Annotated in this window: 15 protein-coding genes; all 15 read left to right on the top strand. The window is 52.8% G+C overall.

The genetic code is table 11. The features are described from left to right. Positions 1-39 precede the first annotated feature (39 nt). Positions 40-1,926, top strand: coding sequence for a tRNA uridine-5-carboxymethylaminomethyl(34) synthesis enzyme MnmG (mnmG, locus tag MED297_RS10530; protein WP_008044755.1), 1,887 nt, complete (start codon positions 40-42; stop codon positions 1,924-1,926). After that, positions 1,923-2,573 carry a 16S rRNA (guanine(527)-N(7))-methyltransferase RsmG gene (gene rsmG / locus MED297_RS10525; protein ID WP_008044750.1) on the top strand — a complete coding sequence of 217 codons (651 nt, stop codon included), beginning with the start codon at positions 1,923-1,925 and terminating at the stop codon, positions 2,571-2,573. Before mnmG ends, rsmG begins: the two co-directional genes overlap by 4 nt. Further along, positions 2,570-3,385 (top strand): ParA family protein, encoded by an 816-nt coding sequence (locus MED297_RS10520; RefSeq protein ID WP_008044749.1) that lies wholly within the window; start codon positions 2,570-2,572, stop codon positions 3,383-3,385. Before rsmG ends, MED297_RS10520 begins: the two co-directional genes overlap by 4 nt. Positions 3,386-3,394: 9 nt before the next feature. Further along, positions 3,395-4,285, top strand: a complete 891-nt coding sequence (locus MED297_RS10515) for a ParB/RepB/Spo0J family partition protein (protein WP_008044748.1) — start codon at positions 3,395-3,397, stop codon at positions 4,283-4,285. Positions 4,286-4,474: 189 nt separating this feature from the next. Continuing rightward, positions 4,475-4,879, top strand: a complete 405-nt coding sequence (locus MED297_RS10510) for an ATP synthase subunit I (protein ID WP_008044747.1) — start codon at positions 4,475-4,477, stop codon at positions 4,877-4,879. A gap of 29 nt (positions 4,880-4,908) precedes the next feature. After that, entirely contained in the window at positions 4,909-5,802 is an 894-nt protein-coding gene (gene atpB, locus MED297_RS10505; protein WP_008044746.1) for a F0F1 ATP synthase subunit A, read from the top strand. 106 nt (positions 5,803-5,908) lie between these two features. Beyond that, positions 5,909-6,136 (top strand): F0F1 ATP synthase subunit C, encoded by a 228-nt coding sequence (atpE, locus tag MED297_RS10500; RefSeq protein WP_008044745.1) that lies wholly within the window; start codon positions 5,909-5,911, stop codon positions 6,134-6,136. Between the two features lie 54 nt (positions 6,137-6,190). Then, complete coding sequence (locus tag MED297_RS10495) at positions 6,191-6,661, top strand: F0F1 ATP synthase subunit B (protein ID WP_040556978.1); 471 nt, start codon at positions 6,191-6,193, stop codon at positions 6,659-6,661. A gap of 12 nt (positions 6,662-6,673) precedes the next feature. After that, positions 6,674-7,210 (top strand): F0F1 ATP synthase subunit delta, encoded by a 537-nt coding sequence (locus MED297_RS10490; protein ID WP_008044743.1) that lies wholly within the window; start codon positions 6,674-6,676, stop codon positions 7,208-7,210. A gap of 13 nt (positions 7,211-7,223) precedes the next feature. Next, positions 7,224-8,768, top strand: a complete 1,545-nt coding sequence (atpA, locus tag MED297_RS10485) for a F0F1 ATP synthase subunit alpha (protein ID WP_008044742.1) — start codon at positions 7,224-7,226, stop codon at positions 8,766-8,768. A 42-nt stretch (positions 8,769-8,810) separates the two neighbouring features. Further along, positions 8,811-9,677 (top strand): F0F1 ATP synthase subunit gamma, encoded by an 867-nt coding sequence (gene atpG, locus MED297_RS10480; protein ID WP_008044741.1) that lies wholly within the window; start codon positions 8,811-8,813, stop codon positions 9,675-9,677. Between the two features lie 21 nt (positions 9,678-9,698). Continuing rightward, positions 9,699-11,099: a F0F1 ATP synthase subunit beta gene (gene atpD, locus MED297_RS10475; RefSeq protein WP_008044740.1), complete on the top strand. Its 1,401-nt coding sequence runs from the start codon at positions 9,699-9,701 to the stop codon at positions 11,097-11,099. A 20-nt stretch (positions 11,100-11,119) separates the two neighbouring features. Next, the gene (locus MED297_RS10470) at positions 11,120-11,545 is read left to right on the top strand and encodes a F0F1 ATP synthase subunit epsilon (RefSeq protein ID WP_040556976.1); all 426 of its coding nucleotides are present in this window, start codon (positions 11,120-11,122) and stop codon (positions 11,543-11,545) included. Positions 11,546-11,837: 292 nt separating this feature from the next. Then, a complete protein-coding gene (locus MED297_RS10465) occupies positions 11,838-12,911 on the top strand; it encodes a hypothetical protein (protein ID WP_008044738.1) in 1,074 nt (357 codons plus the stop codon). 83 nt (positions 12,912-12,994) lie between these two features. Further along, positions 12,995-14,092, top strand: coding sequence for a hypothetical protein (locus MED297_RS10460; protein ID WP_008044737.1), 1,098 nt, complete (start codon positions 12,995-12,997; stop codon positions 14,090-14,092). The last annotated feature ends 151 nt before the right edge of the window (positions 14,093-14,243 follow it).

Below are 14,243 nucleotides of genomic sequence, written 5' to 3'. Positions count from 1 at the left end.
TTGTGTCACCCGATCGTTGGTTTAACTCTGAGGTGTTCCGTGGATTTTCCGAAGCAGTTTGATGTCATAGTTATCGGCGGTGGTCATGCTGGCACCGAAGCCGCACTAGCCTCGGCACGCACCGGGGCCCAAACGCTGCTGCTGACGCACAATATCGACACCATTGGTGTCATGTCCTGCAACCCGGCCATTGGTGGCATAGGTAAGAGCCATCTGGTGAAGGAAATTGATGCGCTGGGTGGTGCCATGGCACGAGCAACGGATCTGGCCGGTATTCAATGGCGGATATTGAACAGCCGTAAAGGGCCGGCCGTGCGCGCAACCCGGGCACAGGCAGACCGTCAACTGTATCGTGCAGCCATCCGTCAGATTGTGGAAAGTCAGCCCAACCTGGAGATATTTGCCCAGGCGGCCGACGATCTGATTCTGGACGGTGACCGCGTTGTCGGCGCCGTGACACAGACTGGTATTCGCATTTTGGCCAAAGCCGTGGTGCTGACGGCGGGAACTTTCCTGAACGGGAAAATTCACGTCGGTACCGACAATTACGCCGGTGGCCGGATGGGCGACACCCCCAGTATCTCTCTGGCCGAGCGCCTCAAGGAACTGCCGATTCGTACCGGGCGGTTAAAAACCGGCACACCTGCCCGTATTGATGCGCGGTCGGTGGATTTCAGTGTGATGACTGAACAGCCGGGTGATGCCCCGTTGCCGGTGATGTCCTACATCGGTCGTGTCGAGGATCACCCTCGTCAGATCAGTTGTTACATTTCACATACGACGGAACAGACGCACGACATCATTCGTAGCAATCTGGATCGGTCGGCCATGTTCTCAGGCAACATCGAGGGCACCGGACCGCGCTATTGCCCGTCGATTGAAGACAAGATTACCCGGTTTGCCGACAAAGACAGTCACCAGATTTTTGTTGAGCCGGAAGGGCTGACCACCTATGAGCTTTACCCGAATGGCATTTCCACGAGTCTGCCGTTCGACGTTCAGGTGTCGTTTATCCGTACCATTCGCGGCTTTGAGAACGCGCACATTACCCGTCCGGGCTATGCCATCGAGTACGACTATTACAATCCGCAGGATCTCAAGCATTCGCTTGAGAGTAAGTTCATTGGCAGCCTGTTCTTTGCCGGTCAGATCAATGGCACCACCGGGTACGAAGAAGCCGGCGCCCAGGGCTTGTTGGCCGGTCTCAATGCCGCCCGCAAGGCCCGCGAACAGGATGTTTGGTATCCGCGACGCGATGAAGCCTATATTGGTGTTCTGGTGGATGATCTGATCACCATGGGGACGAAAGAGCCCTATCGGATGTTTACCAGCCGTGCCGAACATCGCTTGTTGCTGCGTGAGGACAATGCCGACGCTCGTTTAACGGAGACCGGGCGTCAGTTGGGGCTGGTCGATGATGAGCGTTGGTCAGCGTTTTGTACCAAGCAGGAAAACATCGCTCGCGAGCAGGCGCGTGTCAAAACCACCTACATCCAGCCAAATACAGCCGCCGCTGCGCAAATCAGTGAAAAACTGCCACAGCCGCTGACGCGTGAGTTCAGCTTGGGTGATCTACTTAAACGGCCAGAGCTCGGGTATAGCGACATCGCTGCGGCGATGCCGCCGGAGGCACCTTTGAGTCTTTATGAAGCAGAGCAGGTTGAAATTTCGGCTAAGTATGAAGGCTACATTCAGCGGCAGCAGGATGAAATTGAATCACTGAAACGGCATGAGAACACCCGTTTGCCGGAAACCTTGGACATTGACAGTATTGGCGGCTTGTCCAATGAGGTGAAGCAGAAGCTGAAAGAAGTTCGTCCGGAAACGTTGGCTCAGGCTTCACGAATTTCCGGTGTCACGCCAGCGGCCGTATCGATGTTGCTGGTGCATATTAAAAAGCATAACGCGAGTCGTCAGAGCGCATGAGTCAGGATTACAAGAGCCGACTGCACAGCGGAGCCGTCAAACTGGGAGTTGAGCTGACCGATGCACAGCTCGATCGGTTGCTGGCCTACCATGCGCTATTGGTGAAATGGAACAAAGCCTACAATCTGACCTCGGTTCGCGATGCCGGTGACATGGTGGATCGGCATCTGGTCGACAGTCTGAGTATTTTGCCGGCGTTAACCGCAGAACCTCTGTTGGATGTCGGCACCGGACCAGGGCTGCCGGGCATGATCATCGCGCTGCTGAAGCCGGACGTGCCGGTGTTCTTACTGGACAGTAATGGCAAGAAGACCCGTTTTCTGAATCAGGTCAAAATGTCCCTGAACGTTGAGAATGTGACGGTGGTCCATCATCGGCTGGAAAGCTGGCAGCCTGAACGGCAATTTGAACAGATTACGTCTAGAGCCTTTGCCACCCTTTCTGATATGGTTAGCTTTTCCCGGCACCTGCTTGCCGATCATGGTCGTTTTATCGCCATGAAAGGGCTCTACCCGCAGGAAGAGCTGGAGCAGTTGCCATCGGATATCGAGATTATTGCTGTGTCTGAGCTCCGGGTGCCCGGTACGTCCGGCGCTCGCCATCTGGTCGAGCTGGGCTTCAGTCAACACGAAAGGAAACTGCCTTGAGTCATATTCTTGCCATCACCAACCAGAAAGGTGGCGTGGGGAAAACCACGACTGCGATCAACCTGCCGGCGTCACTGGTCGCGATGAAGCGTCGTGTGCTGGTGGTCGACATGGACCCTCAGGGGAATGCCACCATGGGCAGCGGTATCGACAAAAATGAACTCGAACAGTCTGCCTACGATGTTCTGACGGGTAAGTGCCACTGTACCGATGCGATCATTCCCGCTCCGCAGGCCGGCTACGACCTGTTGCCTGCCAATGGCGATCTGACCGCGGCCGAAGTCGAACTGCTCGACATGAAGATGAAAGAGCATCGTCTGCAGTATGCCCTGGCGGAAATCAAACATAAGTACGATTACATCTTTATCGATTGCCCGCCGTCACTGAACATGCTGACCGTGAATGCACTGACGGCCGCGCACCACATCTTTATTCCGATGCAGTGCGAATACTATGCATTGGAAGGCTTGGCGGCCCTGCTGGAAACCATTACCGAAATACAGAAGGTCGTGAACCCGGCCCTGGAAATCGGTGGCATCCTGCGCACCATGTATGATCCGCGCAATACACTGACGAATGACGTTTCAGACCAGCTCAAAGAGTACTTTGGTGACAAGGTCTACGCGGCCGTTATTCCCCGGAACGTCCGGTTGGCTGAAGCACCGAGTTACGGCCTGCCAGCTCTCCATTACGACAAAAGCTCCTCCGGAGCGAAGTCTTACCTGGCTTTGGCCGGTGAGTTTATCCGGCGCAGTGAAGGCGAAAAAGCCGACACCAGTCTGAGTGCCGATCTTGAAAAAGTAACAGGTTGATAAACAGCAATGTCCCCGAAAAAGAAAGGATTAGGACGCAACTTCGGCTCGTTGATTACCACGCAGGCGGAAGTCAAAGAAATCGCTGAAACGCCCGTCGATCACGTAAAAGCCTCTGACAGCGTATTGAAAGAACTGCCCATTGAATGGTTGCAGCGTGGTCGGTACCAGCCTCGGCGGGACATGTCCGATGAGGCACTCGAAGAGCTGGCGACGTCAATCCGTGCCCAGGGCATCATGCAGCCGGTGGTCGTGCGCCCAATCGGGCCGCAATCCTACGAACTGATCGCCGGTGAACGCCGTTGGCGCGCGTCTCAGCTGGTGGGCCTGGAAACCATTCCGGCGGTTATCCGGGATGTCCCGGATGAAGACGCCATTGCGATGGCGCTCATTGAAAATATTCAGCGCGAAAACCTCAACCCGATCGAAGAAGCCATGGCTCTGCAGCGATTGCAGAAAGAGTTTGAACTCACCCAGGCTGAGGTTGCCGAGGCTGTGGGTAAGTCGCGGGTGACCGTCACCAATCTATTGCGGCTGATGACTCTGGAACCGGACACCAAGAAAATGTTGGAGCATGGCGACCTAGAGATGGGGCATGCCCGGGCGTTATTGGGTTTGAATGGTTCCGACCAGGTCGATGCGGCCCGACAGGTTGTCGCCAAAGGGATGACCGTGCGTCAGACCGAAAATCTGGTGCGTACGTTGTCACGGAAATCCAAGGTTGCACTACCAAAGGATGACAGCCGGAATGATGCCAACATCAAACGGCTTGAAGAGATGCTGTCCAAGCGTCTGGGCGCGTCGGTGCAGATCAAGCACGGCGCTGGAGGGAAGGGCTCCCTGACCATCAAATACACCAGCTTAGACGAGCTGGATGGCATTTTAGAGCACGTTAAATAAACACGGCAATCAGGAAAAACTGACCCTTTCTTGACATGAGTGTAGCGGGGCTATTACAGAAGTTGATGTACGTCATTCATCAAAAGCTTACAATCGGTTACCCCGGCGTATTGATGCCGGTTGGTGAACCCAATATACTCTGCGGTCGTTTTTGGCATCCAAGGCACCTGTCACAAAAAAGCAGGACTTATGTCGTACTTTAAAGCCCATTTGCCGCAGAAGATCGCACGACCCGTCATATGGCGTGTGCATCTGGCTCAAATCATCGTCTTGTTGGCGATGACCGCTTTAACGACAGGGTTCGCACCAATACTGGGGCTTTCGATGGTGATAGGCGGTCTGATCGCAGTAATGGGCCAGTTCTTTTTTAATATCAGGGCATTGCGCCAGTATGGGAGCCCTCAGGTGTCATCGGTTATCGTGGCGACCTATCGCGCAATGTGGGGCAAATGGCTGATTGTCATTGCCGGGAGCCTGGCGGCGGTTGTCGTTTTCGAAGAATTATCAGCAGGAGTGCTGTTTGCCGGTGTCTTTATTACGCACACAGTCGGCGCACTTCTGTTACCGGTTTTAGTTAATAGAGTGGCTGAATAGCCATCCATACAATTAAGGGGCTTTGGTTTATGGCGAGTAGTGGAAACGGAGAGCACGGGTACGCGACGGCTTCGGATTATATCCAGCATCACTTAACAAACCTCACCTACGGTAAATTGCCGGAAGGTGCGACAACCTGTGACGGCCATCTGGTCGAACAGGCTAAATGGGGACTGGCTAAGTGCGGTGAAGAAGCCTCGCAGATGGGCTTCAATGCGATCCATGTTGACAGCATGCTCTGGTCGATCGGTCTGGGGGCGATTTTCCTTCTGTTCTTTTGGCGGGTAGCACGTAAAGCAACGTCTGATGTGCCCAGTGGTGCGCAGAACTTTGTCGAAACCCTGGTGGAGTTTGTTGAAAACAACGTCCGCGATATCTTTCATGGCCGGAACCCTTGGATTGCACCGATTGCTCTGACCGTTTTCTGCTGGGTGTTACTGTCTAACCTGATGGACATTATCCCGGTGGATCTGATTCCATACACGCTCGAGCTGATGGGCGTTAAGTTCCAGAAAATTGTTCCATCGACCGACCCGAACATCACTCTGGGCACGGCCGTCTTTGTCTTTATCCTGATGATTTACTACTCGTTCAAAGTAAAAGGCTTCGGGTTCATCAAAGAACTGTCCTTCACCCCTTTCAATACGCCTTGGCTGATCTGGTTTAACCTGCCACTTGAGCTGGTAGGGCTGATTGCCAAGCCGTTCTCTCTGGGGCTGCGACTGTTCGGTAACCTCTACGCAGCGGAAATGATCTTTATTCTGATTGCGCTGATGTTCGGCGGCGGCATCTTTGTCGCATTGCTGGGCGGTGCGGCGCAACTGGCCTGGGCTGCATTCCACATTCTGGTTATTCCGCTGCAGGCGTTTATTTTCATGGTTCTGACGATCGTTTATCTGAGTCAGGCTCACGAAGATCACTAAGCAAAAGAATTCGCGGTGACCGATAGCTGTATCGTCGGGAGCCGCAAACTGGGTTTTACCCCTACTGAAACACAAACTTGGTATTTAAAAAAACTAGGAGAAACACATGGAATTTATCTTCCTCGCCGCTGGCTTAATCATGGGTTTGGGTGCGATCGGTGCTGCAATCGGCGTTGGTCTGCTGGGTAGCAAGCTGTTGGAATCTACAGCTCGTCAGCCTGAACTGGGCCCAATGCTGCAGACCAAATTCTTCATCGTAGCGGGTCTGATCGACGCGATTCCAATTATCGGTGTCGGTATCGCGATGTACCTGATCTTCGTTGTAGCGGCGTAATCTCACTTAGTAACTTAAGTGTTGACTTCCACAAACTAACAACGAGGTGAAGGCGTGAATTTTAACGCAACATTTATTGGCCAAATCGTCGTCTTCGCTATCTTCGTTTTTCTTTGCGCCAAATACGTATGGCCTCCGCTGATGGCGGCCATGCAAGAGCGACAAAAGAAGATCGCAGAGGGCCTCGATGCTGCATCCCGTGCAGATAAGGCATTGGAAGTTGCTCAGAATGACGCTGCCAAAAAACTTCGCGAAGCGAAGGAACAGGCGGCAGATATGCTTGAGCAAGCCAATCGCCGTGCGGCCGCAATTGTTGACGAAGCAAAAGCCGAAGCCGAAGCGGAAGCTAAGCGAATCGTCGCAGCCGCACAGTCTGATGTGGACAAAGAACGAAACCTGGCTCGCGAAGAACTGCGTGCTAAGGTCGCTGAACTGACTATGGCCGGAGCAGAAAAAATTCTGCAGGCTGAAGTTGATCAGGCGAAACATAGCGAGTTGTTGGACAAGCTGGCAGCTGAGCTGTAAAGGAGAGGGAATATGGCAGAATTAAGTACGCTCGCCCGTCCTTACGCAAAGGCTGCGTTTTCAGCGGCCGTTGACAGTGGCGATATCGCTACCTGGTCAACGGCATTGCAAACGCTTGCTGTCATCTCGAAAGCCGAATCGGTCGCAGAACTCATTGCGAGCCCTTCGGTAAGCGCATTGGATAAAGCGAAAACCATTGCCGACATCGCTGGTGACGACTGTAACGAAGGCGCATCAAATCTGCTGGTTGTATTAGCAGAAAACGATCGCTTCGCGCTGCTGTCCGAAATCAGTTCGCAATTCGAGCTGCTCCGATCCGAGCACGAGAAGAGCGCCGACGTGGTGGTAACCAGTGCATTTGAACTCAGCGACGCACAGCAAAAAGCTTTGACTGAAAAGCTGACCGCGAAACTTTCTCGCGAAGTCAGCATGACGGTAAAAGTGGATTCCGCACTCATCGGTGGCGTAATCATCAAGGCTGGCGATTTAGTTATCGACGGTTCCGTTCGCGGAAAACTGTCGAAACTCGCTGACGCAATGAATTCCTAATGAGGGAAAACGCATGCAGCACCTGAATCCTTCAGAAATCAGTGACATTATTAAAGAGCGTATCGCGAAACTGGATACCAGCTCTAAAGCACAGAATGAAGGTACGATCGTCGGTGTATCCGACGGTATTGTACGTGTTCATGGTCTTGCCGATGTGATGTACGGTGAGATGATTGAATTTGAAGGTGGCGTCTTTGGTATGGCGCTTAACCTTGAGCAGGACTCGGTTGGTGCCGTGGTTCTTGGCGATTACAAGAACCTGGCCGAAGGCCAATCCTGTAAGTGTACCGGACGTATTCTGGAAGTGCCGGTCGGCCCTGAGTTGTTGGGTCGAGTCGTTGACGCACTGGGTAACGCGATTGACGGTAAAGGCGACATCAGCGCTAAGCTGACGGACCCTATCGAAAAAGTCGCTCCTGGCGTTATTGCTCGTCAGTCGGTCGATCAGCCGGTTCAAACCGGTTATAAAGCCGTCGACTCCATGGTACCAATTGGTCGTGGTCAGCGTGAGTTGATCATTGGTGACCGTCAGACCGGTAAAACAGCGATGGCTGTTGACGCTATCCTGGCGCAGAAAGGCACTGGCATTAAGTGTGTCTACGTTGCCGTTGGCCAGAAGCGTTCAACGATCGCTAACGTGGTTCGCAAGCTTGAAGAAAACGGCGCGATGGAATACACCACCGTTGTTGTGGCTTCTGCTTCTGAACCAGCATCCATGCAGTTCCTGGCGCCATACTCCGGTTGCTCCATGGGTGAATATTTCCGCGACCGCGGTGAAGACGCACTGATCATTTACGATGACCTGTCCAAGCAGGCCGTTGCTTATCGTCAGATCTCCCTGTTGTTGCGTCGTCCACCGGGCCGTGAAGCTTATCCAGGTGACGTCTTCTATCTGCACTCCCGTTTGCTTGAGCGTGCATCGCGCGTTAACGCCGAGTACGTTGAAGAGTTCACCAAGGGCGAAGTGAAAGGCAAAACCGGTTCTTTGACCGCGTTGCCAATCATTGAAACCCAGGGCGGGGACGTATCTGCGTTCGTACCAACCAACGTGATTTCCATTACCGATGGTCAGATCTTCCTGGAAACTGACCTGTTCAACGCCGGTGTTCGTCCGGCCATGAACGCTGGTATTTCGGTATCTCGTGTGGGTGGTTCTGCTCAGACAAAAATCATGAAAAAACTGTCCGGTGGTATTCGTACCGCTCTGGCTCAGTATCGTGAACTGGCAGCATTCTCCCAGTTTGCATCTGATCTGGACGATGCGACCAAGGCTCAGTTAGAACACGGTGCCCGTGTAACCGAACTGATGAAGCAAGGTCAGTACTCGCCAATGAGCGTTGCTGAAATGGCAGTCTCAGTTTATGCCGCCAACGAAGGTTATCTGGAAGATCTTGAGATTTCAGAAATCCTGGCATTCGAAGCGGCTCTGCACGGATATATGAACAGCGAACATGCGGATCTGATGAAGGAAATTACGGAATCAGGCGTATGGGGTGACGAGATCTCCAGTACTTTTAAAGAAGCGCTGGACAAGTTCAAGTCAACACAGAGCTGGTAATACATCGGGTCACTTCGGTGACCACTAACTGAGGCTAATGCTATGGCAGTCGGAAAAGAAATACGCACGCAGATAAATAGCATTAATAACACGCGTAAGATTACGTCAGCAATGGAACTGGTTGCGGCGAGTAAGATGCGTAAAGCTCAGGATCGCATGCTGGTCAGCCAGCCATACGCACAGAAAGTTCGTGCGGTGATTGGTCATCTGGCCAACGCGAACGTTGAGTTTAAACACAGCTATCTGCAAGAGCGTGAAGTAAAACGTGTGGGCTATATTGTTGTGTCCACCGACCGTGGTCTCTGTGGTGGTCTGAACGTCAACCTGTTCAAAGCGGTTTCGTTGCACGCAGCGGAGCTTGAGCAGCAAGGCATTCAGACTCAGGTTTGTGCCATTGGCAGTAAAGGCACAGGGTTCTTCAAAGCACGGGGCTTTGACGTGGTGGCATCGATCACTCACGTTGGTGAGCAACCTGCAGTGGCGGACTTGATCGGCGGTGTCAAAGTCATGATTGACGACTTTGAATCCGGCAAGATCGACCAGCTCCATGTGGTTTACAACCAGTTTGTAAACACCATGGTGCAGAAACCTAAAATTGATCAGATTTTGCCGCTGAAACCGGCCGATGATGAATCCAACCGTTCGTATGCTTGGGACTATCTCTATGAGCCGGACGCGGAATCCTTGTTGAATGGTTTGCTGAGCCGTTTTTTGGAAGCCCAGGTCTATCAGGGCGTTGTCGAGAACGGTGCGTGTGAGCAGGCTTCGCGAATGATGGCGATGAAAAACGCCACCGAAAACGCGGGCGATATGATCGATAACCTGAAACTTGAGTATAACAAGGCCCGACAGGCGGCGATTACTCAGGAGATCTCCGAAATTGTTGGCGGCGCTGCGGCGGTGCAATAACGGATTAGAGAGGACACAAACATGAGTAGCGGACGTATTACGCAAATCATTGGTGCCGTTGTCGACGTGGAATTCCCACGTGACAGCGTGCCAAAGGTTTACGACGCACTGAAAATTGATGCTAATGGCATCACACTCGAAGTCCAGCAGCAGCTGGGTGACGGTGTTGTTCGTACCATCGCGATGGGTACTACTGAAGGCCTGAAGCGTGGATTGGACGTATCAAATACAGGTGAAGGCATTGCTGTACCGGTCGGAACCGGTACCCTGGGTCGCATCATGAACGTCTTGGGTGAGCCCATTGACGAGCGTGGTGAGATTCAGACGGACGAACGTTCCGTCATTCACGCCGATGCGCCTTCTTATGCAGAGCAGGCTCACAGCCAGGAAATTCTGGAAACCGGTATTAAGGTTATCGACCTGGTTTGCCCATTCGCTAAGGGTGGTAAGGTTGGTCTGTTCGGTGGTGCCGGTGTTGGTAAAACCGTGAACATGCTGGAACTGATTAACAACATTGCAACCGAGCACTCGGGTCTGTCGGTATTTGCCGGTGTTGGTGAGCGTACCCGTGAAGGTAACGACTTCTACCACGAAATGTCCGACGCGGGCGTTATTCAGCTTGAAAAGCTGGAAGAGTCTAAGGTTGCGATGGTATACGGTCAGATGAATGAACCACCGGGTAACCGTCTTCGTGTTGCTCTGACCGGTTTGACCATGGCCGAGAAGTTCCGTGACGAAGGTCGTGACGTTCTGTTCTTCGTGGACAACATCTATCGTTACACTCTGGCGGGTACAGAAGTATCGGCACTGCTGGGTCGTATGCCATCAGCGGTGGGCTATCAGCCAACACTGGCGGAAGAGATGGGTGTTCTGCAGGAACGTATTACTTCAACCAAGAACGGTTCTATTACATCCGTTCAGGCGGTTTACGTCCCTGCGGATGACTTGACTGACCCATCACCAGCAACCACCTTTGCTCACTTGGATGCCACCGTTGTACTGTCTCGTGATATTGCGGCACTGGGTATTTATCCGGCCGTTGACCCGCTGGACTCGTCTTCGCGTCAGCTGGACCCACAGATCATCGGTAACGATCACTACAACACCGCTCGCGGCGTTCAGGGTGTACTGCAGAAGTATAAAGAGCTGAAAGACATCATCGCGATTCTGGGTATGGACGAACTGTCTGATGAAGATAAGCAGACCGTAAGCCGTGCCCGTAAGATTGAGCGTTTCTTGTCTCAGCCTTTCCACGTTGCAGAAGTCTTTACTGGTGCGCCAGGTAAGTACGTTTCACTGAAAGAAACCATTCGTGGTTTCAAAGGAATTCTGGATGGCGAGTACGATCACATTGCCGAACAGAACTTCTACATGAAAGGTACTATTGAAGAAGTCGTGGAAGCGCACAACGCGGCGAAATAATCGAGCCGGAGGAAACCAACATGGCTATGACTGTACATTGTGACATCGTCAGTGCCGAAGAGAAGGTCTTTTCGGGCCTTGTCGAGATTTTGGTGTGTACCGGAGAGCAGGGCGAACTGGGTATTAAACCCGGGCACGCCCCGCTGTTAACGCGATTAAATCCAGGCCCTGTGCACTTGATTACACAAAACGGCAAAGAAGAATTTATCTATGTCGACGGCGGATACCTCGAGGTCCAGCCGAATGTTGTAACGGTGCTCGCGGACACGGCGGTTCGAGCCGGTGATCTGGATGAAGCTGCGGCGGAACAGGCGAAAGTCTCTGCTGAGAAGCAGGTGGCTGATAACCTGGCAAGCAAAGAGTTTGCGGAAGTGGCAATTCAGCTTTCAAAAGCTATTGGTAAGCTTCGCACCATCAAACAAGCACGGAAAGCATTAGGCCGATAGGCTTGATGTCATCAATAAAGGCGGCCAGTGGCCGCTTTTTTTTTGCGTATCAGATCACCTTTTTCTTCAACACTGTTTACCTGTGTTCAATAAAGCGTTTAATTTTCGGGCAATGCGTCTATTCAATACACAATGCTGTGTTCAGAGTTTATTTATTGGTCACCTTCGCTAAGGTGAGTTAGCCCGGCCAACACAATGGCAGGCTGTGATAACAGGCTGCCAGGGCACAATAACAACAAAAAAATGCCTGAACCGAGAGAGTTCCGGCTTCAGTGAATGCTGGAGACGCGTCATGTTTATTCGTTTGCTTGCTGTCTGCACGGCAGGGGTCGTTTTTGCCATATTGATCTGGTTGCGCAGCCAACAACCAGAGACTGCGATGCCGAATCAAGCCGCTCATGCAGTTCAAACACCGCCAATCGATTTCGTACCTGTTGCTGATCAGAACACCGCGACCAGGGCAGAGGAACCACTGAGCAATGCTGATTTCGACAATGACGGGCCGCCGGAACTGCAGTGGGTCGTTGATGACTTCGAGTCACAGATCCAATATCCGGAGCAATCACGCCCCATCGCGGATTCAGATAGCCTGAAAAAATACCTGCCCAATCAGTCCTCGCCCATACACCGTGAGGTATCTCAGGGTACCTTTGAACTGACAACCGATCGTCTGCGCTTTTCTCCAACAGAACCAATTACCGGTACGTTGACTGTTCCCGACGGTTTAGTGGCCGCACGGGTGTCACTCAGGTTGATGCAAAACGGACAGGAACTGGCTCGGCACCCAAACTTAGAGGGTTCCGGTTATACCCCATTTTTATTTCCGGCATTGACTCAGAGTTGGCAGGATCAAGGTCAGTTGTTTGTGGTTGCTACGTTAACCGCAAGCGGCGAGGACGATGTGACCTTGTCGACGCCGGTGCTCCCGGATCTTCGTAACGACAACTTTCGTATGACCACGGCCAGGGCCAGCTTTGTCGAAGGTGCCTGGCTGGTGATTCCGATTGATGTCCACATTAAAGATCCCGGTTTTTACCGACTCGAAGGCAATCTTTATTCAGCAAACACCGGAGAGCCGTTGTTGCACCTCATGAATGAGCAGGAGTTGTCGTCAGGGAAGGGTGTGTTGCCGTTGATGGCCCACATTCGTGCCCTGGAACGGATGGGCGATCCCGGTGACTACCTGCTTGACGATCTCGTGCTGGAGCGAATGCCAGCGCCGCCCGATTTCAGCGTTCACCAGGGTTTGGTCCCTGAAGGTTCCATTGAGGTTCAGGGTTATCCATTCCCTTCCTATTTGGATGAAGACTATGTGGACGCTGACGCGCTTGCCCGGCTGGAGTTTCTGAGATCGCTGTCTCAGTAGCCGGTTCCGGCCGTCGCGGTGAATCAGGCGGACGCCAAACGGCAAATCATGACCCTCAAACAACAACAAAAAGGTCCAGACCTATGATAAAACAACTTTGCAGCTTGATACTGCTCATCACATGCTTTTCCATGGCCCAGGCGGACATCGCGGGTAAAAACGTGATTCTGATCCATGGTTTTAATCCTTTCCAGTTGCTTGATCCGCCTGACGACAATGGGCGACGGGATGCTCAAGACTATTGGGCGGATATTGATCCGGCGTTTAAACGTCAGGACGGCGGCCGGAGCAACATCATCCACTGGCCATCCGACCGTCGCCTGACGGGTGCGAATGGCATCATCAGTGTGGTACAACCGCAAATTCAGGCGCTGTTGCAAGAGGACTATTGTCGGGATCAATGTGTCATCGTGACGCATTCCACCGGTGATCTGGTTACTCGGTTTTTGCTGAAAAATAAACGCTCCCTCTTTGGCTCTGCCATGGCGGATCGATTCAAAGTTGCCGGCGTAATTGACCTGGCCGGAGCCGGTGGCGGTACTGAGTTGGCCAACTATGGTGTGGGCGTGGCCAATGGCATTAACTTCGCCGGGGACGTGATCAGTGCGCTGCTGGAGTATGCAGGCTTCCCCGTTCATTTCGGTTTGAATGTCGGCGTCATGACTGACTTGCAGCCTTCGGTTGCGCGTAGCCATGCAACCAATGGGTTCCCTGCGATTCCCCGTTTGCGCGTGGCCGGGGCAGGGGATGAGTTTTACGGTTTCGCCACTCATCCGCTCATCAGTGGTCGGGACGATTCGGTGGTGCCGCTGCACAGTGCCTGTGGTGCATCCTATGCGAGCGCCTACGACAGTTGCAGTCAGGACACACGGTTGGATGGTCGTCTGACCTGGATCAGCGCGGCGCCTTCGGTCAGTCAGCGTTACGACTTTCACTATCCGATCCTGATGAGTGAAGACGTTCCGCACAATGCCATGCAGGGCAATCGTACCGGATATTCGATGACCTCGGTGCGCAGCATTGAAGCGGACTACAATAACAGTGGTGTGAATGCCCTCGGTGTTGATGTGGCCGATTATGAAAAACGCGAGTGGTGGGATTTCTGGCGTAAATATCGGTATGTCGAAGGGACGTCATCGCGGTCGGTCTCCACGTTGCTGGTGGATAAGGTGATCCGCTAAACGTGTTGGCCGGAGTCATTGGAGCTCCGGCCAAGCGACTTGTCCGCAAAAACCTGACGTTTCCTTCAGAGGTGTCCGGTTTTACCTGTGGTACCATTTGTGAACACTTGATGAACAGGCTGATGGCGTCGACTTGCCATTGGCCTGATAT

This window comes from Reinekea blandensis MED297 (assembly GCF_000153185.1).
Taxonomy (GTDB): domain Bacteria; phylum Pseudomonadota; class Gammaproteobacteria; order Pseudomonadales; family Natronospirillaceae; genus Reinekea; species Reinekea blandensis.
This window is presented reverse-complemented; position numbering and strand designations above follow the sequence as displayed.

Excerpts from the sequence above, each read along its gene's own strand:
- rsmG (WP_008044750.1), top strand. The coding sequence starts at position 1,923 with ATGAGTCAGGATTACAAGAGCCGACTGCACAGCGGAGCCGTCAAACTG.
- MED297_RS10515 (WP_008044748.1), top strand. The coding sequence starts at position 3,395 with ATGTCCCCGAAAAAGAAAGGATTAGGACGCAACTTCGGCTCGTTGATT.
- MED297_RS10510 (WP_008044747.1), top strand. The coding sequence starts at position 4,475 with ATGTCGTACTTTAAAGCCCATTTGCCGCAGAAGATCGCACGACCCGTC.
- atpB (WP_008044746.1), top strand. The coding sequence starts at position 4,909 with ATGGCGAGTAGTGGAAACGGAGAGCACGGGTACGCGACGGCTTCGGAT.
- atpE (WP_008044745.1), top strand. The coding sequence starts at position 5,909 with ATGGAATTTATCTTCCTCGCCGCTGGCTTAATCATGGGTTTGGGTGCG.
- MED297_RS10490 (WP_008044743.1), top strand. The coding sequence starts at position 6,674 with ATGGCAGAATTAAGTACGCTCGCCCGTCCTTACGCAAAGGCTGCGTTT.
- atpA (WP_008044742.1), top strand. The coding sequence starts at position 7,224 with ATGCAGCACCTGAATCCTTCAGAAATCAGTGACATTATTAAAGAGCGT.
- atpG (WP_008044741.1), top strand. The coding sequence starts at position 8,811 with ATGGCAGTCGGAAAAGAAATACGCACGCAGATAAATAGCATTAATAAC.
- atpD (WP_008044740.1), top strand. The coding sequence starts at position 9,699 with ATGAGTAGCGGACGTATTACGCAAATCATTGGTGCCGTTGTCGACGTG.
- MED297_RS10470 (WP_040556976.1), top strand. The coding sequence starts at position 11,120 with ATGGCTATGACTGTACATTGTGACATCGTCAGTGCCGAAGAGAAGGTC.
- MED297_RS10465 (WP_008044738.1), top strand. The coding sequence starts at position 11,838 with ATGTTTATTCGTTTGCTTGCTGTCTGCACGGCAGGGGTCGTTTTTGCC.
- MED297_RS10460 (WP_008044737.1), top strand. The coding sequence starts at position 12,995 with ATGATAAAACAACTTTGCAGCTTGATACTGCTCATCACATGCTTTTCC.